A 16,043-nucleotide genomic window follows, 5' to 3' on the forward strand; every position below is an offset into this window, starting at 1 on the left:
TTCAAGCCGCAGGATCGGCAACAATGGCGCGCTTTCATCTCGCCGGGGCTTCGGGCACCGCGCCTCAGTTTGCCTTCATCTGAAATTGGCGATCGAATCGTGCTTCGCCGGCGCCATCTCCAAAGGACTCGATGCAGCGACCTGCGGGCTTGGCGGCTCGATCTCCGCCGGTTTTGACCCGTCGGACGAACCCAGAATGAACAGGAGGCCGGCGACCAACATGAGACCCGCACACAGCACCGCCAGACCAGCAATCACCAGGTCGCGATAGTCGTCCATGGTCGTCGTTCTTGGCGGAGTCCAACATTGCGCAGACGACCTCAATCCGCGGTCAGCTACGGAGGGAGGGCGGTGAATGGAAGATCAACTGGTCGCGCCAAATTCGCCGTTCAAGACCGCGGTTGGCAGTCGGACGGCCGGAGTGACAAAAATTTTTCAAAGACCTCTTGAACGGCCGTTTTTCGGATCCTAGGTCGTTTTCGCCCGGGGGCCGGTTGCCCGGACCCGGTTTTTGGACATCGCTGAACTGACATGGAGGATGTGCATGCATTTCCGCCCACTGCACGACCGCGTGCTTGTGCGCCGCATTGATGCCGAGGAAAAGACCGCCGGCGGCATCATCATTCCCGACACCGCAAAGGAGAAGCCGCAGGAAGGCGAGATCATCGCCGCGGGCTCCGGTGGCAGAAACGAGCAAGGCCAGTTGATCCCGATCGATGTCAAGCCGGGAGACCGCGTTTTGTTCGGCAAATGGTCGGGTACCGAAGTGAAGATCGACGGCCAGGACTACTTGATCATGAAGGAGAGCGATCTTCTGGGCGTGGTCGACAAGACCGGCTCGGTCAAGAAGGCCGCCTGAGCACAACTTGCGAAGCCGACAGTCATTGAGGAGAGAGGAGCAACGAACATGGCTGCCAAGGAGGTGAAATTCTCCACAGACGCCCGTGACCGGGTGCTGCGGGGAGTGGATACGCTGGCGAATGCGGTCAAGGTCACGCTCGGCCCCAAGGGGCGGAATGTCGTGATCGAGAAATCCTTCGGTGCGCCGCGCATCACCAAGGATGGCGTGACCGTCGCCAAGGAGATCGAATTGGAGGACAAGTTCGAGAACATGGGCGCGCAGATGGTGCGGGAGGTCGCCTCCAAGACGAGTGACCTCGCGGGCGACGGGACCACCACCGCGACCGTGCTGGCCCAGGCCATCGTCAAGGAAGGCGCGAAGTCCGTCGCCGCCGGCATGAACCCGATGGACCTCAAGCGCGGCATCGATCTGGCCGTCGAAGCCATCGTCAATGATTTGAAGGCGCACGCCAAGAAAGTCACCACCAACGAGGAGATCGCCCAGATCGCGACCATCTCGGCCAATGGCGATATCGAGATCGGTCGCTTTCTTGCCGACGCCATGCAGAAGGTCGGTAACGACGGGGTCATCACCGTAGAGGAAGCCAAGAGCCTCGATACCGAGCTCGAGGTGGTCGAAGGCATGCAGTTCGATCGCGGCTATGTGTCACCCTACTTCGTCACCAATGCCGAGAAGATGCGGGTCGAGTTCGAAGACCCCTACATCCTGATCCATGAGAAGAAGCTGTCGACCCTGCAGTCCATGCTGCCGCTGCTCGAAGCCGTCGTGCAGTCCGGCAAGCCGCTGCTCGTCGTTGCCGAGGATGTCGAAGGTGAAGCGCTCGCGACCCTCGTCGTCAACCGGCTGCGCGGCGGGTTGAAGGTCGCGGCCGTGAAGGCGCCCGGCTTCGGCGATCGTCGCAAGGCCATGCTGGAGGACATCGCGATCCTGACGGGTGGCCAGGCGATCTCGGAGGATCTCGGCATCAAGCTCGAGAACGTCACGCTCAAGATGCTCGGCCGCGCCAAGAAGGTCGTCATCGACAAGGAGAACACGACCATCGTCAACGGTGCGGGGTCCAAGAAGGACATCGAGGCCCGCGTCACCCAGATCAAGATGCAGATCGAGGAGACTACCTCCGACTACGATCGCGAGAAGTTGCAGGAGCGGCTTGCGAAGCTCGCCGGCGGCGTCGCGGTGATCCGCGTTGGTGGCGCGACCGAAGTCGAGGTCAAGGAACGCAAGGATCGCGTCGATGACGCGATGCACGCGACCAGGGCGGCAGTCGAGGAAGGCATCCTGCCCGGCGGCGGCGTCGCGCTGCTGCGCGGCCTGAAGGCGCTCGATGCCATCAAGACCGTGAATGCCGACCAGAAGGCCGGCGTCGACATCGTGCGCCGCGCGATCCAGGTGCCGGCGCGGCAGATTGTGCAGAACGCCGGCGAAGACGGCTCGCTGGTGGTCGGTAAGCTGCTGGAGAACTCCAGCTACAATTGGGGCTTCAATGCCGCCAGCGGCGAATACCAGGACCTGGCGAAGGCAGGCGTGATCGATCCCGCCAAGGTCGTTCGCACCGCGTTGCAGGATGCGGCTTCCGTCGCCGCGCTGCTGATCACGACGGAAGCGCTGATCGCCGAGAAGCCGAAGAAGTCCGAGCCGGCGCCCGCAGCGCCGCCGATGGACTTCTAGCCAAGATCGAGCCCGGCCGCCACCGGCCGGGCTCAACCACTAACCAAAAGAGAAAGGAACGCAAAGCACAAGGAGACCCAGATGAGCACACGCATGCAATCTCGATCGCGCAAGAGCGGGGCGACTGTAATGCATTGGCTCATGTTCGCCCTCAGCCTTCTCACGATCGCCTGGATCAGTTTTCGACCGATTGGAGGATGAGATGATCAGAGATCAAACCATTGTCTCCGCTCATGCGGAGAACCGCAAACAAGCCTTCGGACAGCGCGTGGTCCGCGGGATTCTCACGGCCTCGATGACAGCGGTCCTGGTCCTGCCGTCGCTGGCGGCTTGGGAGGTGGATGGCCCGCGCAGCAAGCCGGAGTCGGGGCAGGTTTTCGGGACGATCGCGCTGCCGCCGATCCCGTATCTGGATTCGATGCCCTGGTTGACGTGGGGCGCCGGCGTGAACACGTTGAAGGTCGACATGCTCCTTTCACCGATCCTGGACCCATCGGGAATCAAGCTTATGCCGGAAGACCGCAATAGGGAGAGACCAGCGATCGGCTAGTTTCATTCACTCACCGGGATGCGATCTCGACCGATTGCGCTGATCGCATCCCCCGGCCGGCTCCCCCCTCGCTATTCGATCATGTCGGACGTACTGACCAGCGTCCGGTTTCCGCCTGAGACGCTCGTATTTGAGCGGGCCGCCAGGGTCCGATCCTTCGTGGTTGAAAGCCAACGCAGAGCAATCGAGCATTGCGGCGATTTCTCAAAGCACAGGATCTCGCTGCAGAACATCGCCAAAGGCTCACCCGGTTGGTCGAACTGGCCGAAGCGGAATTGCAGCGTTTACACGCCTGACGATCGAACTCAGTACGATATTGCCGCATCGCTTACCGACGCAGGGGCGTCTGGTAAGGCCCCTGAAGACCCCTCGATGGCTTTGCCTAATTTTGAAGACGTGCTCCGTGGCTCGGTAACATTGGGTTAGTTTTCGGACAAAAATTCTCCGCTCTCTACTTGAAACCAAAAGGCGATTTGCTAGTTTTCTGCTCGCCGCGACAAGCGGTCCGGGCGCCCTAGGGGCCCGGCGGAGACGGGCGCCGGAGGTGTCCGACGCCTGCTCGTACCCATCTTGCTCCTTGGAGGATTTGGCTATGAGGACTTACAACATCAGCCCCCTGTGGCGATCAACTATCGGCTTCGACCGCGTGTTCGATCTGGTCGACGCGGCCCGGCACACCGCCGGCGAAGCCAACTACCCACCCTGCAATGTAGAACGCCTGTCTGACGACCGGTATCGGATTTCGCTGGCTTTGGCCGGTTTCTCCCCCGATGAAATCACCGTGACGGCCGAACAGAGCGTGCTCACCATCGAAGGTCGCAAGGGCGAAAAAGGACGGCGGGACTTCGTCTATCGAGGCATCTCGTCGCGACCTTTCAAGCGGCAGTTCGGTCTGGCTGCCCACGTCCGGGTCGAGGGAGCACGGTTCGACAACGGCCTGCTGCAGATCGAGTTGGTTCGCGAGATTCCGGACGCCATGAAGCCTCGCCGGATCCCGATTGACAATCTGGCCGCATCCGACGTCCAGCAGATCGAGCGCGAAGCGGCCTGACGGCTTGGTTGTTCGACGGGCTCACCACAAGGCCGAGCCGCTTACCGGCCGCCGCACCTGTGCCGGCGTGTCCGTGCGCGTGCCCCTCGATCAAGCGAGATCGAGCCGGTCGATTGAGGCCCGATGAAACGAGTCCAATTCCTTAGCTCTAATGGGGGTTTGCAAGATGTTTAACAATGCCGCTCTACCTGCCCCGTCTGTCGACGCTGGGCTGTCGAAATATCTCGTCGAGATCCGTAAGTTTCCCTTGCTCAAGCCCGAGCAGGAGCTCGCCTACGCAAGGCGCTGGCGCGAGCACCGGGATCGCGACGCAGCGTACCACCTGGTGACCAGTCATCTCAGGCTCGTCGCCAAGATAGCGATGCGCTATCGCGGTTACGGCCTCCCGACGCGGAAATTGTCTCGGAAGGAAACATTGGCTTGATGCAGGCTGTGAGGCGGTTTGATCCGGATCGGGGCGTTCGCCTTGCCACCTATGCGATGTGGTGGATCAGGGCCTCCATCCAGGAGTACATCCTGCGGTCCTGGTCGCTGGTCAAGATCGCCGCGAGCGCCAGCCAGAAAAAGCTTTTCTTCAAACTGCGGAGGGCCAAAAGCGCGATCTCTGCGCTACAGGACGGCGATTTGCGTCCGGAGCAGGTCGGGCTAATTGCTGAGCGCCTCAAGGTGGCTGAACGAGACGTTGTCGCCATGGACCGCCGCCTGCGTGGAGACGCTTCCTTGAATGTACCGATCCACGACGAGGATGAGGGCGGACAAACGTTGGATTGGCTTGTCGATCCCGCGCCGACTTGTGAAATCACGTTGGCCGAGGAGCAGGAGGCCAAGCAGCGTCGTCTGGCCCTCGCTAACGCCCTCGCCAACCTCAACGCTCGCGAACGCAACATCTTCACCGCGCGCTGGCTGAACGAGGAGTCGACGACCCTTGAAGAACTTGCCGCGGAATATGGAGTATCCCGCGAACGGGTTCGCCAGATCGAGGAGCGAGCGTTTCAAAAGGTAAAGGCTACGATGCTGACAAGTCGACATGAGGCCAATGGCCCGCCGTCTTCCCGCGCGAAAGAAATGAAGCAGGGGGTGGCTTGGGCCTAAGCCCGCAAAAAGATCACTGGACTGATCGCCATGTTTACTCCGTTGGTCATTCTTCTCGTGATGGCAAACACAGCCGCAGCGACTGGAGCAGTCGTTGTCGCCTTGCAGGCCGCGATGTTCGAGACAGGTTGTGCGGCTCGCCGGCGTTGACGGTGGAGGGAGCCGGCATCGCCAACACCGACTTGTCTTGACAACAGGTGGGATTGCGGGCGCAGCATGAGAGGCGGATCCCGTATCCTCTCCAATTCGCGGACGTCGAAAGCCAGACACGCGGTAGTTATGACTTGGTGAGCCGGAAAGTGATCGCTCTTCGCGAGAATCCGGGCGACCGCGAGCAAAACCATATCGGCGGATTCCCCGGTCGCTGAAAATCGTTGATCGCCCACTTGAAATCGAATCGGCTTTTTCTAATTTTTAGCGTGCCGCGACAAGCGGTCCGGGCGCCCTTCGAGGGCCCGGCGGAGACGGGCGCCGGAGGTGTCCGACGCCTGCTCGTACCCATCTTGCTCAGTGGAGGATTTGGCTATGAGGACCACCTACGATTTCGCTCCCCTTTGGCGGTCGACCATCGGCTTTGACCGTCTGTTAGATCTTGTGGACGCCGCGCAACAGGCCGGCACGGAGGATAACTATCCCCCATGCAACGTCGAGCGACTGAGCGAAGACCGCTACCAGATTTCGCTGGCGGTGGCGGGCTTCTCGGCCGATGAAATCGCGATCACCGCAGAACAAAGCGTGTTGACGGTCGAAGGCCGGAAGTCGGAAAAACAGCAGCGCGAGTTCCTGTACCAGGGAATTTCGTCTCGGCCCTTTAAGCGGCAGTTCAATCTGGCGGACTATGTCCAGGTCAAGGGAGCCTCGTTCGACAACGGCTTGCTGCAGATCGAACTGGTGCGCGAGATCCCCGAGGCCATGAAGCCGCGCCGGATTTCGATCAGCGGTTCGTCCGCTTCGAACGTCCGGCAGATCGACGGCAAGGCGGCCTGACCGCCACGCAACGCGCACATCAGCGAAGAACAGACTTCCGCGGCGATTCGCGGCGGAAGTCGCCTGAATTGAGGAGAACACACCATGGGTATCAAGGACCTCATTCCGTGGAATAACGGCGGACGCGAGGTCGGCATTCACCGCGGAGCCGATGTGAATCCGTTTCTTACATTGCATCGCGAGATGAACCGGATGTTCGACGAGGTATTCCGCGGCTTTGATCTTGCGCCGTTCGGATCGAGCCGGGGACTGAGCGGGCTCGGCTGGCCCCAGATCGACATCGATGAAACGGACAAGGAGGTGCGCATCACCGCTGAGCTGCCCGGCCTGGAGGAGAAGGACGTCAGTCTCGAAATCGCGAATGGAGTCCTTTCGATCTCCGGCGAGAAAAAATCCGAATCGGAAGACAAGGCACGTCGTTTCAGCGAACGATACTACGGCCGATTCGAACGGCGTATCCCGCTGGAGGGCATCGACGAGGACAAAGTCTCGGCCGCGTTCAAGAACGGCGTCCTGACCATAACCGTGCCGAAATCTGCCGAAGCCAAAAATGTCCGCCGCATCGCGATCAATCGCAATGGCTGACACTTTCCAACGTCCGGGCGTGCGATCGTCGGGACGTTGGAATTCCCCCTCTACAAAACTCGTTTACTCACCATGTCGAAGAACTCATCAGTAATAAAGGATCGACGGTTCGCCGCAGTCTTGCTCCTTTGCGCCTCTATCGCGTGGTCGCCCGTGCTCGCACAGGTTCCGGACATCAGGGGCGGCCAAATCCCGACCCTTGCGCCTGTGGTAAGGGAAACCACCCCTTCGGTCGTCAACATTTCGGTGCACGCCCGGGTCAAGGAGGACAATCCGCTCTACCGCGATCCCGTCTTTCGAGAGTTTTTTGATCTTCCCAAGCAGCTTGAAAAGGAAGTCCAGGCAACCGGCTCGGGCGTAATCGTCGACGCCGAACGCGGCTATGTACTCACCGCCAATCACGTCGTTGCGCAGATCTCTAAGGCCCAAGTCACGACCAAAGACGGACGAAAGTTCGACGCAAAATTGGTTGGGCGTGACCCTGCAACCGACGTTGCCGTTCTTCAACTGCAAGGACTAAGAGGTAACCTCAAGGCCATCCCGTTGGGTGACAGCGATCGGATCGAGGTCGGTGATTTCGTGATCGCGATCGGGAACCCCTTCGGCTTGGGTCAGACCGTAACTTCGGGAATTGTCAGCGCCCTCGGCCGAACCGGCCTTGGCAAGCAAGGGTATGAGGACTTCATCCAGACCGACGCATCCATTAATCCCGGAAATTCGGGCGGCGCCCTGATTAACCTGAGGGGACAACTTGTCGGGATCAATACGGCGATCATTTCTCCGGGCGGCGGTAACGTCGGAATCGGATTCGCTGTGCCGATCAACATGGCCCGCCGCGTCATGGAGCAGCTTGTTCAATACGGCGAAGTTCGTCGCGGCCAGATCGGCATATCCATCCGCGATCTTGGAGTCGATCTTGCGGCCAAGGAGAGCTATCAAGGGGCGCTGATCGCGGAGATTGCCAGTGGTTCGCCGGCGGAGCAAGCGGGGCTGCAAAAGGGCGACATCGTGAAGGCTGTCGATGGCACGCCGATCCGGAGCGCGTCCCAGCTTCGCAATTTGATTGGCCTTACCCCAGTCGGTAGCCGCGTCGAGCTTCGGTTCGAACGCAATGGCGCTGCTCGCAGCGCGAGCGTCGAGGTGGGTCCAGCAAAAGCTGTGCCCGTGAGACGCACGGCCGATCAATGATAAGAATGGCGCGGCGACGGGTTTTCAAAGCAGTACGGCATGAGTACTCGGGGGAGATGTAGGTGGTCAAGGATCGCAAGAGTGAAGAAGAACTGCGCCAGATGATGCTGGCGGCCGCTCGCAAGCACGAAGAGTGCGGCGAGTTGGAGGATCTTTTCATATTTGGTCCTACGCCGCGCCCCGATGCAAATTGGGGCTTTGGGATCGCCGGAAAGGACAACAAGGTATCCGTGGCCTGTTATGCGCGCCTCGACCAGATTGCCAGTGACCTGCAGGCTAAGTACGAACTGCATCCGGTTAGGGCGAGCCGACGCGACATCGAAGCAAGGGTTTGGTCCTTGGTGCGTGACCACCCAACGCTCGGGGCGTCACTGTCGCGCACCGGAGGTGCTTACGAAGTCGCCACGTTCAGGGAACTGGAGGGTCGACCGAATTGGACAATGGAATGGCTCACTGATGATCGGCTGGCTAAAGCTGCCTTCGAACGGGTCGTCAGGTCCGTTCAAACGCAAATTGAGCTGGAATAAGCTGTTGCTCCTACGGTTTGAGGCGCTGGAGACCATTTGCCGGAAGCTCCCCGCGGCGTCGATCAAGAAACCCGCAAATACGTTGTCCAAGCGCTCCTGCGGGCCGCGAACGGCCATGCCAATCTGGGCGAGGTGGAGGCCGTCGCCCGGGAGGGCGTTGCGGGAAGCTGACGGCAAATCGGTGACGGACGACGCCTTCTTACGCTGGCCTGAGATGGGCTCCGTTACGAAGCCTTGGCCCTTGCCCGCGCTGCGACCAGATCGCGTCGACGCCGCTTCTGGTCCCGCTTGCGTCGGCCCGTCGCGACGGGGGATGCCGCCGGTGTCGCCGCAGGCGTCGAGGCATCGGTCGCCCGGATGGGAGGCTGCTCGGTAGCCGGCACGGCAACCGGCCGCGCCTCCATGATCTCGAGAACGGCGCGGCCTTTCTCGGTGATACGCCAGCCGCCGTCGAGCCTCTCGACGAGACCTTGCGAGAAGATGTCCAGCTCGGGCACGCGCGCAGCCAGCCGCTTGGTGCGTTCGGCCCAGTCACGTCCGCTGGTCGCCAGAATCGCCATGTCGCGCTTGAGGTCGGCCATGACGGCGAAGCCGTCCGGATAGCTCACCAGGATTTTCAGGACCGTGACCTGAAAATTCATCCCCGCCCCCTGCGCTCAGCGCCATATGGTTGGCGCCCAGGGCTTTGCGCCCGGCTCGCCTCAATCGTTCGTGGGAGATTTCGCCCTTCGTTGCGGCTTCCAAAATCTTCGAAGCGAGGTGCGCGCGCATCCCGATCTCGCACCCCGAGATGCTCTTGCAGACTTCATCGAGGACCGCACGCAAGAGTGCTGTGGTAGGCGCGTCGAACATTAGGCGACCTCCTACTTCAAGGAGGCGGCGGCTTGGGCATCGCCGACAGCAAACGAATCTTGAGCTTGCCGCCCTCGGTCACGTAGGTCGCCGTCCAGATACCTCCCGTCTCGATGGGCGCGCCGTTCTGATTTTTGCCTGCGAGGCGGTACGCCCCTATGGCAAGCGCCATGTCCGACCCCAGCGGCCATGCCTGGTCGACCGTGATCTCCTCGTGGTCGAACCCAGCCTTGAACGCGCCTTGGTAGAATTCCGCGATGTCGGAACGCGGACCGGCCGGATTGACGTGGATCCCGCCCGCCGCGAACAGGGCGGCAATTCCCGCACCGTCCTGCTTGTTGAAGCTTGCAGCATATTCCGAAGCGATCGCTTCGACCTTCTGCTTCGGATCACCGTCAGCGGCCATTGCTGACAGCGAAACGATCGCAACGAAGAGGCATGAGAAGCAGGCCCGCAGCATCGCAATTCCTCCCTGAAAATGGACATCAAAAAAGCTCGACCCAGAACAAGGATCAATTTGACATCAAATACGGATGGTCGGCAATCGTCGAGACCGCTGCGGTGCAGCATCAACGCCCATCCGTGGCGCCTCGATCTGGATTGGCGCTGGCACCAGGCCGCCCTCGACTTCGGCTGCATGCTCAGCATCAATCCGGACGCGCACTCGATCCCGGAGCTCGACCACATGCACTGGGGCGTCGAGATGGCCCGCAAGGGCGGTGTCCCCGCCGCCAGGGTCTTGAACGCGATGCCTCTCTCGGACCTCACGCGCTACCTTCGGCAGAAGCGGCGCTCGCTCGCCCGGGCGGCCTGATGCAGCAGGCGCACGCGCTCTCGCTTGGGTGCACCGTGGTCGCGGTCGCCGCCGATCGCGGCCACCACTTCAGCAAGCCGCCTCAGGATCGGATCGTGCTGGTAGAGGGCCATGGTGTTGAAGGCGATGCCCATGCCGGCCCGGAGGATCTCATCCCGACCCACATCACTTTGCGCAGCGAACTGAACGAACTTGAGCAGCAGAATATCGCGACGGCAAACCGCTGGGCATTCGGCCGACGGAAGGTTGCGACGCGGGAAAGTTTTCTCAAAAGCTTGCATCGGCGCATGTTTGAACGCGTCTGGCGCTGGGCTGGAAAATTTCGAACGACGGAGCGCAACCTCGGCGTCGCGCCGCATCTAATCGAAGTTTCGTTGCATCAGGTGCTCGACGATGCAAGGTATTGGGTCGAGAACAACACCTATCCACCGGACGAGCTTGCCGCTCGCTTCCATCACCGCCTGGTATCCGTACATCCGTTTCCAAACGGCAACGGCCGCTGGTCACGATTGGCTGCCGATGTGTTGATCGTGCAGCTTGGCGGCCAACGCTTCACGTGGGGCAGCGCAGACTTGCAAACGGCTGGCGCCGCCCGTGCGACTTATATCGCAGCGCTCCAGGCGGCCGACAATCATGATCTCGGGCCGCTCATCGCTTTCGCCCAATCATAACCCGATCGCCCTTCATTCTGGCAAAGCCTCGGCAAAGTCCCGCATCGCAACAAAGAGCTCATAGCCGGATTTGTGCCAGAATGACTCGAAGGTAATCGCCTTGCCGTCCAGGTCAGCGGTCAAGGAAATCCCCTCTCGACCCTCGCATCTGATTATATTGACTTCGACACACCCGAGCGCGCGGCAATCGCTCAAGGTCGGCTCGCGAACGACCAGGATGATATTGGGCGTCTCCCCTGGGGCGGCAGTTTCAATTCATATTGGTCGGAAGCCAGCTATCTGTCGGATAAATTGTGCATCCTGAGCGCGCCGGCGATGCTGCAAGTTTTTGGCACAAATCCAGCAAATGCCGAAGTTGAGGTTATTTGGCAATTTGGGCCGCTGGTGAACGCGGGCTAGGCCGCCAGGGAGGAATTCCAATCTGGAGCGAGGCGAACCCAATCAATTTTGGTTGCCACCGAAGGCGCATCGGATGCGCGCATCGTCAGTCGCGCTCTCGAAATCTTGCGGCCGGACGTCGCTGATTTCTTCCGATTTATTGATGTAGAGGAGCGGCACCATTTTTGGGGCACAGGCAATTTGGTGAAATTCGCGGAAGGCCTACTCCGTATCGACATACAGAATAAGGTGCTGTTTCTGCTCGACAATGAATGCTGAAGGGGTCGACGCCTATCGCAAACTTCAGGAATTGAGGCTCTCGAGCAATATGCACGCGATGCGACTTCCCGATTTAGACGAATTTCGGAGCTTCCCGGCACGCGGGCCGGAGGGCATTACCGCTTGTGATATCAATGGGCGAGCCGACGCGATTGAATGCTACTTGGATCTAAACCTCGTTGGATATCCGGCAGCACAGGTCGTTTGGAGCAACTACAAAAAAGATATCGGTACTTGGCAGGGAGCGCTGGACCACAAGGAATGCTATAAGCGCCGCTCCCCTTATCGGGTTGAGCGGCGTCTTCATTTTCCGAGAATGTTATCGGCAACGCAAGCCGATTGCCCAAACACTCCAGTTGATCTTGAACGAGCGGCGGGCGATCCGCGCTGCTCAGAAGTAAGGAAGTCCAAGAACAACTCTGCCCGCGCCACGCGGTCACTGGCCCGATCTGGTTGAGTAGAGCCTTGAGTTCCGGAGAGCCGGCCTTGAGCGGCTCCGACGGCGTGAGGGAGAGCGTGGATAGGTCTTGTTCATTGCCTTGACCGGCTGGAGGGCTCTCAAAGCTGGGCGAGATGATTGGCCACCCTGACCGGCTCGGGCAGAACCTTGCGGGCGACGAGCCAGTCGGCGGCCTTTTGCAGCTCGCTGACGAACTGCTCGTCATTGACCGCGAAATAGCGATACTGGCGCTTCAGCGCGATGAACTGGTCGCGGAGCTCATCGCTGTACTTGCCGGTCTTCTGCGCGATGTACTCGGCGTCCTTGGCGTTCTCCGAAGCCCATTTCCCTTCGGCGCGGAACGCATCGTTCACGGCCCGCACCAGCGCGGGATTGTCCGTCGCGAATTTGCGAGTGGTCAGGTAGGACGTGTAGTCGATCTGGAATTCGAGATCGCGGCCTTCCAGGAAGATGTCGTGCGCCTTGTATTCAAGCCGGGCGATATCGACGCCGGGGCTCCACATCGACCAGGCGTCGACCTTGCCGGAGGCAAGTGCCGGCGCGGCATCAGGCGGATTGAGATAGACGAACTTCACCGCGGAACGGTCAACCTTGTGCTTCTCCAGCGCGGCGACCAGCAGGAATTCTCCAAGGCCGGAGCGGTTGACCGCAACTGACTTGCCGACGAGGTCTTCGACCTTGTCGATGCCGGAGCCGTCCTTGGCAATGATCGCCGTGGTGCGGGGCTCGTAGACCACGAACTGTGTGAACACCAGCGGCGAGCCTGCAATGATGGCGGCGAGAGCCGGGGTCGTGCTGCCGCCGAAGCTGAAGTCGGCGCTTCCGCCCGTGACCGCCTGCAGGGTCGGCGCATGGTTCGGGAAGGGGCCGAGCCATTCGACCTTGATGCCGTCCTTGGCCAGCACTTTCTCGAACTCGCCACGCTCCTTGGCGATCAGGTTGAGGCCGCTCAAGCCCCAGGTCAGGCAAACTGTGTCGGTGGTCCGGCCAGGTGCGGCTTGGGCGAATTCGCTGATATTCATGCCAGCGAGCGCGCCAATGCCAAAAGCTGCGGAGCCGAGGAAGCTGCGCCGGGATGGTTTGGCGGATGAAAAGTCGGACATGTCGGCCTTCCGGATGACTAGCTGTGAGAATGGGGGACCACGCCAAGCTCGCCGAGGAGATCGGCGCGCGAGATAGGTGTCGAGCCGTCACGCACGGCGCGATGCTCGAAAGCGATCGCGCCGTTGCGCATCACGAGGATCCGATCGGCGAGGGTGATCGCTTCGTCGACATCGTGGGTGACGAGCAGGACGCCCGGCTGATGATCGGCCACCAGTTCGCGGACCAACTGGTGCATGCGGATACGGGTCAGCGCATCGAGCGCGGCAAACGGCTCGTCAAGCAGCAGAAGCTCGGGCTGCTGCACCAGCGCGCGGGCGAGGGCGACCCGCTGGGCTTGCCCGCCGGAGAGATGGCGGGGCCAGTCTTCGAGCCTGTCACCGAGGCCGACCTCGGTAAGCGCTTCGGCGGCGCGCTCGCGAGGATCCGGAACCTGCAAGCCAAGCGCCACGTTGTGCCAAAGATTGTCCCACGGCAGGAGCCGATGCTCCTGAAACACCACGGCCGGCCGGCGGGGTGCCACGATACGACCACGCTGGATGGGATCGAGCCCAGCCAGCGCCCGTAACAGCGTTGTCTTGCCGCACCCGCTCTCGCCGAGCAGGGCGACGAACTCCCCACGATCGATGCGCAGGTTCAATTTCTCGATCACGACGCGGCTGCCGTAGCTGCGGACGAGGTTGCTGACAACGACAGCCGGTCCGGATTCGAATGGCGTAGAAGACTGCGGAGCGACGTGCACGTTCATCGCTCCGCTCCGTAGTTCGGATGCCAGGCGAGGAGGCGACGTTCGAGAAAGCGGGCAATGGCGTCGGCCGCGACGCCGATCAGCGCGTAGATCACGATCGTCAGGACGATCACATCTGTGCGCAGAAATTCGCGCGCATCCATCGCGAGGAAGCCGATCCCCGATTGGGCACCGATGGTTTCAGCCACCACCAGCGCGAGCCAGGCCGTGGCCAGGGCATAGCGGACGCCGGTCAGGATCGAGGGCAACGCGCCGGGAAGGATGATGCGTCTGATCAGCTGGATCGAGCTCAGGCCCTGGACCCGACCAAGTTCGAGCAACTTGGGATCGACCTGGCGGATGCCGAGCACGGTGTTGATGTAGATCGGGAACGTGACGCCGAGCGCGACAAGGAAGATCTTTTCCGCTTCGCCGACGCCCAGCCAGACGATGACGAGGGGGAGCGCGGCGAGGAAAGGGACGGCCCTGATCATCTGCACGCTGCGGTCGATCGCGGCCTCCGCGATTCGCGAGAAGCCGACAAGAACGCCCAGCGCGGCGCCAACCGCAGCACCGACCGCAAAGCCGGCTGCGGCACGCAGCAGGCTGACGCCAAGGTCGTTCAACAGGCTCCCGGTGGTCGCAAGCTTGAATGCTGTTCGGATGACCTTGCTCGGCGCGGGCAGAACCTGTGGCGAAAGCCATCCCGCCTGTGCAAGCGCCTCCCAGACAATGACGAGTAGCACAGGCGCGATCCAGGACAGGAGCTGAAGGCCGCGAGCACCAAGCTTGCTTCCTCGCGCCGGCGATTGAACGCTGCCCTGCGATGACGGCGCGTCATCCGCACCGATCACCGTGTAGTCGATTTGGCTCAGTTCGATATTGCTCAAGACGTGAGACCCCGTTCCACGCACTGCATCTGATGCAGGAGGTGCGATTCCAACAACTTGCCATCCGCGGAAAATGTCCCACGAAATGGGCTCGACAGAAATAGAGCACTATTTCAATTGGCGTTCGCTCAGGAGTGATCTGCTGCCGTCACGGCACCGGTGCGCGACAAAGAAAATCTTTTGAGGTGGATGTGCTTGATCTTTCGTCAGCCCGCGGCGAGAACGCGTACCGATGCGATGGCATAGCGAGAGAAAGTTGCGGGAGAGCATGATGGCGATTGCACCCATTCGTTTCGGCATCTGGGCGCTGGTGCATGGGCCGCGAGCTGCGCACCATGACCCGGAAGAGCCCTATGATGCGTCATGGGAGCGTAATCGGGATCTGGTGCTCGCAGCCGAAGAGCTCGGTTATGACTCTACGCTGATCGCGCAACATACGATCAATCCACATCAGGAAGATCTCGATCAACTTGAGGCCTGGAGCGCCGCGGCGGCAATTGCGGCGCTGACCACTCGAATCGAGATCATCGCCGCGATCAAGCCCTATCTCTATCATCCCGTCGTGCTGGCGAAGCTCGCACTCGGCATCGAGAACATCAGCCGCGGCCGCTTTGCGATCAACCTCGTCAATGCCTGGAACCGCCCGGAATTGGAGAAGGCGGGGATTGGCTTTCCAGATCATGACGCTCGGTATGCTTACGGCACGGAATGGATCTCGGTCGTCTCGCGCCTGATGGAGGGTGAACGCCTCAACTACAGAGGCGATCACTTCAACGTCTCCAACTATGCGCTGCGCCCGACCAGCCTGTACCGCAAGCGCCCTGCCATCTATGTCGGCGGAGAATCCGAGCCAGCGCGCGACCTGGTCGCTGGCCATGGTGACGTCTGGTTCATCAATGGTCAGCCCCTGGAGGATGTGGCCGGCCTGATCGCCAATGTCGCCGCGCGTCCGCGGGGTGCGGCGCCGCTTCGTTTCGGTCTGTCGGCCTTCGTCGTCGCGCGCGAAACCCGGGAGCAGGCGCAGGCGGCCTATGAGCGGCTGCTTAGCCTGGCTGCAAAGGATGCACCGATGAGGGCCATCCAGAAGCAGAATACCGACCCCAAGGTCGTGATGATGCAGACGATGCAGAAGACGCCGCGCGTCGGCAGCAATGGCGGCACGGCAGCGGGACTGGTCGGGAGCTATGACGAGGTCGCAGCGCGCATCGAGGCCTTCCATGCAGCCGGCATTGAGCTCTTCATGCTGCAATTCCAGCCGTTCGAGGCCGAGATGCGCCGATTTGCGCTCGAGGTGATCCCGCGCGTGCGGGCGAAGCAACCCACCGGGCCCGCCGAGCGGCTGGCCCGGTCCCTTGGCTAGA

Annotated in this window: 18 protein-coding genes and 3 pseudogenes; 14 read left to right on the top strand and 7 right to left on the bottom strand. The window is 61.2% G+C overall.

Annotated elements, in window-relative coordinates; all coding sequences use genetic code 11:
• Positions 1-75: 75 nt before the first annotated feature.
• On the bottom strand, positions 76-279 hold the full coding sequence (locus ACVWW6_RS03090; RefSeq protein WP_212320327.1) for a hypothetical protein: 204 nt from the start codon (positions 277-279) through the stop codon (positions 76-78).
• A 265-nt stretch (positions 280-544) separates the two neighbouring features.
• Between ACVWW6_RS03090 and groES the strand changes: the two genes are divergently transcribed.
• From groES to ACVWW6_RS03135, 9 genes and pseudogenes are all read left to right on the top strand, one after another.
• On the top strand, positions 545-859 hold the full coding sequence (gene groES / locus ACVWW6_RS03095) for a co-chaperone GroES (RefSeq protein WP_028171493.1): 315 nt from the start codon (positions 545-547) through the stop codon (positions 857-859).
• Between the two features lie 48 nt (positions 860-907).
• Positions 908-2,530 carry a chaperonin GroEL gene (groL, locus tag ACVWW6_RS03100; protein WP_161533219.1) on the top strand — a complete coding sequence of 541 codons (1,623 nt, stop codon included), beginning with the start codon at positions 908-910 and terminating at the stop codon, positions 2,528-2,530.
• Between the two features lie 202 nt (positions 2,531-2,732).
• Entirely contained in the window at positions 2,733-3,080 is a 348-nt protein-coding gene (locus ACVWW6_RS03105; protein WP_456680110.1) for a hypothetical protein, read from the top strand.
• Between the two features lie 592 nt (positions 3,081-3,672).
• Entirely contained in the window at positions 3,673-4,131 is a 459-nt protein-coding gene (gene hspA, locus ACVWW6_RS03110; RefSeq protein WP_011087986.1) for a small heat shock protein HspA, read from the top strand.
• Between the two features lie 166 nt (positions 4,132-4,297).
• Positions 4,298-5,223: pseudogene (gene rpoH, locus ACVWW6_RS03115) on the top strand (RNA polymerase sigma factor RpoH).
• 525 nt (positions 5,224-5,748) lie between these two features.
• Positions 5,749-6,210, top strand: coding sequence for a small heat shock protein HspB (gene hspB, locus ACVWW6_RS03120; protein ID WP_456680111.1), 462 nt, complete (start codon positions 5,749-5,751; stop codon positions 6,208-6,210).
• An 84-nt stretch (positions 6,211-6,294) separates the two neighbouring features.
• A complete protein-coding gene (locus tag ACVWW6_RS03125) occupies positions 6,295-6,795 on the top strand; it encodes an Hsp20/alpha crystallin family protein (RefSeq protein ID WP_011087990.1) in 501 nt (166 codons plus the stop codon).
• Positions 6,796-6,867: 72 nt separating this feature from the next.
• Positions 6,868-7,983, top strand: a complete 1,116-nt coding sequence (locus ACVWW6_RS03130) for a trypsin-like peptidase domain-containing protein (protein ID WP_011087991.1) — start codon at positions 6,868-6,870, stop codon at positions 7,981-7,983.
• Between the two features lie 62 nt (positions 7,984-8,045).
• Positions 8,046-8,510 carry a hypothetical protein gene (locus ACVWW6_RS03135; RefSeq protein WP_011087992.1) on the top strand — a complete coding sequence of 155 codons (465 nt, stop codon included), beginning with the start codon at positions 8,046-8,048 and terminating at the stop codon, positions 8,508-8,510.
• 224 nt (positions 8,511-8,734) lie between these two features.
• On the opposite strand, the gene ACVWW6_RS03140 is transcribed toward ACVWW6_RS03135, so the two are convergent.
• The 3 genes and pseudogenes from ACVWW6_RS03140 to ACVWW6_RS03150 all read right to left on the bottom strand — a co-directional run bounded on the left by ACVWW6_RS03140 (position 8,735) and on the right by ACVWW6_RS03150 (position 9,822).
• Positions 8,735-9,151 (bottom strand): hypothetical protein, encoded by a 417-nt coding sequence (locus ACVWW6_RS03140; protein ID WP_011087993.1) that lies wholly within the window; start codon positions 9,149-9,151, stop codon positions 8,735-8,737.
• A 15-nt stretch (positions 9,152-9,166) separates the two neighbouring features.
• Positions 9,167-9,362, bottom strand: a pseudogene (locus tag ACVWW6_RS03145) (hypothetical protein).
• A gap of 16 nt (positions 9,363-9,378) precedes the next feature.
• Complete coding sequence (locus ACVWW6_RS03150) at positions 9,379-9,822, bottom strand: YybH family protein (RefSeq protein ID WP_161533212.1); 444 nt, start codon at positions 9,820-9,822, stop codon at positions 9,379-9,381.
• Positions 9,823-9,930: 108 nt separating this feature from the next.
• Between ACVWW6_RS03150 and ACVWW6_RS03155 the strand changes: the two are divergent.
• From ACVWW6_RS03155 to ACVWW6_RS03170, 4 genes and pseudogenes are all read left to right on the top strand, one after another.
• Positions 9,931-10,176 (top strand): annotated as a pseudogene (locus ACVWW6_RS03155) (DNA polymerase/3'-5' exonuclease PolX); the annotation flags it as partial.
• Positions 10,176-10,847, top strand: coding sequence for a mobile mystery protein B (locus tag ACVWW6_RS03160; protein WP_161533211.1), 672 nt, complete (start codon positions 10,176-10,178; stop codon positions 10,845-10,847). The pseudogene ACVWW6_RS03155 and the gene ACVWW6_RS03160, both read left to right, overlap by 1 nt.
• 186 nt (positions 10,848-11,033) lie before the next feature.
• Positions 11,034-11,246: a HEPN/Toprim-associated domain-containing protein gene (locus tag ACVWW6_RS03165; RefSeq protein ID WP_456683116.1), complete on the top strand. Its 213-nt coding sequence runs from the start codon at positions 11,034-11,036 to the stop codon at positions 11,244-11,246.
• Between the two features lie 48 nt (positions 11,247-11,294).
• On the top strand, positions 11,295-11,504 hold the full coding sequence (locus ACVWW6_RS03170) for a hypothetical protein (protein ID WP_456680112.1): 210 nt from the start codon (positions 11,295-11,297) through the stop codon (positions 11,502-11,504).
• Positions 11,505-12,062: 558 nt separating this feature from the next.
• On the opposite strand, the gene ACVWW6_RS03175 is transcribed toward ACVWW6_RS03170, so the two are convergent.
• From ACVWW6_RS03175 to ACVWW6_RS03185, 3 genes are read right to left on the bottom strand one after another with little or no spacing between them, the layout of a single operon-like run.
• Positions 12,063-13,067 carry an NrtA/SsuA/CpmA family ABC transporter substrate-binding protein gene (locus ACVWW6_RS03175; protein WP_161533209.1) on the bottom strand — a complete coding sequence of 335 codons (1,005 nt, stop codon included), beginning with the start codon at positions 13,065-13,067 and terminating at the stop codon, positions 12,063-12,065.
• Positions 13,068-13,084: 17 nt separating this feature from the next.
• Positions 13,085-13,813, bottom strand: a complete 729-nt coding sequence (locus ACVWW6_RS03180; protein ID WP_161533208.1) for an ABC transporter ATP-binding protein — start codon at positions 13,811-13,813, stop codon at positions 13,085-13,087.
• Positions 13,810-14,556: an ABC transporter permease subunit gene (locus ACVWW6_RS03185; protein WP_456683117.1), complete on the bottom strand. Its 747-nt coding sequence runs from the start codon at positions 14,554-14,556 to the stop codon at positions 13,810-13,812. The genes ACVWW6_RS03180 and ACVWW6_RS03185 overlap by 4 nt, the downstream gene beginning before the upstream one ends.
• Before the next feature lie 397 nt (positions 14,557-14,953).
• On the opposite strand from ACVWW6_RS03185, the gene ACVWW6_RS03190 reads away from it, so the two are divergent.
• Positions 14,954-16,042: an LLM class flavin-dependent oxidoreductase gene (locus tag ACVWW6_RS03190; RefSeq protein ID WP_161533207.1), complete on the top strand. Its 1,089-nt coding sequence runs from the start codon at positions 14,954-14,956 to the stop codon at positions 16,040-16,042.
• The last annotated feature ends 1 nt before the right edge of the window (position 16,043 follow it).

It is taken from the genome of Bradyrhizobium sp. USDA 3311 (assembly GCF_054062495.1).

Bases quoted from the DNA above. Each gene is read 5' to 3' on its own strand.
- ACVWW6_RS03175 (WP_161533209.1), bottom strand. From the start codon at position 13,067: ATGTCCGACTTTTCATCCGCCAAACCATCCCGGCGCAGCTTCCTCGGC.
- ACVWW6_RS03105 (WP_456680110.1), top strand. From the start codon at position 2,733: ATGATCAGAGATCAAACCATTGTCTCCGCTCATGCGGAGAACCGCAAA.
- ACVWW6_RS03150 (WP_161533212.1), bottom strand. From the start codon at position 9,822: ATGCTGCGGGCCTGCTTCTCATGCCTCTTCGTTGCGATCGTTTCGCTG.
- ACVWW6_RS03130 (WP_011087991.1), top strand. From the start codon at position 6,868: ATGTCGAAGAACTCATCAGTAATAAAGGATCGACGGTTCGCCGCAGTC.
- ACVWW6_RS03190 (WP_161533207.1), top strand. From the start codon at position 14,954: ATGGCGATTGCACCCATTCGTTTCGGCATCTGGGCGCTGGTGCATGGG.
- ACVWW6_RS03160 (WP_161533211.1), top strand. From the start codon at position 10,176: ATGCAGCAGGCGCACGCGCTCTCGCTTGGGTGCACCGTGGTCGCGGTC.
- ACVWW6_RS03180 (WP_161533208.1), bottom strand. From the start codon at position 13,813: ATGAACGTGCACGTCGCTCCGCAGTCTTCTACGCCATTCGAATCCGGA.
- groL (WP_161533219.1), top strand. From the start codon at position 908: ATGGCTGCCAAGGAGGTGAAATTCTCCACAGACGCCCGTGACCGGGTG.
- ACVWW6_RS03140 (WP_011087993.1), bottom strand. From the start codon at position 9,151: ATGAATTTTCAGGTCACGGTCCTGAAAATCCTGGTGAGCTATCCGGAC.
- ACVWW6_RS03125 (WP_011087990.1), top strand. From the start codon at position 6,295: ATGGGTATCAAGGACCTCATTCCGTGGAATAACGGCGGACGCGAGGTC.
- groES (WP_028171493.1), top strand. From the start codon at position 545: ATGCATTTCCGCCCACTGCACGACCGCGTGCTTGTGCGCCGCATTGAT.
- ACVWW6_RS03090 (WP_212320327.1), bottom strand. From the start codon at position 279: ATGGACGACTATCGCGACCTGGTGATTGCTGGTCTGGCGGTGCTGTGT.
- hspA (WP_011087986.1), top strand. From the start codon at position 3,673: ATGAGGACTTACAACATCAGCCCCCTGTGGCGATCAACTATCGGCTTC.
- hspB (WP_456680111.1), top strand. From the start codon at position 5,749: ATGAGGACCACCTACGATTTCGCTCCCCTTTGGCGGTCGACCATCGGC.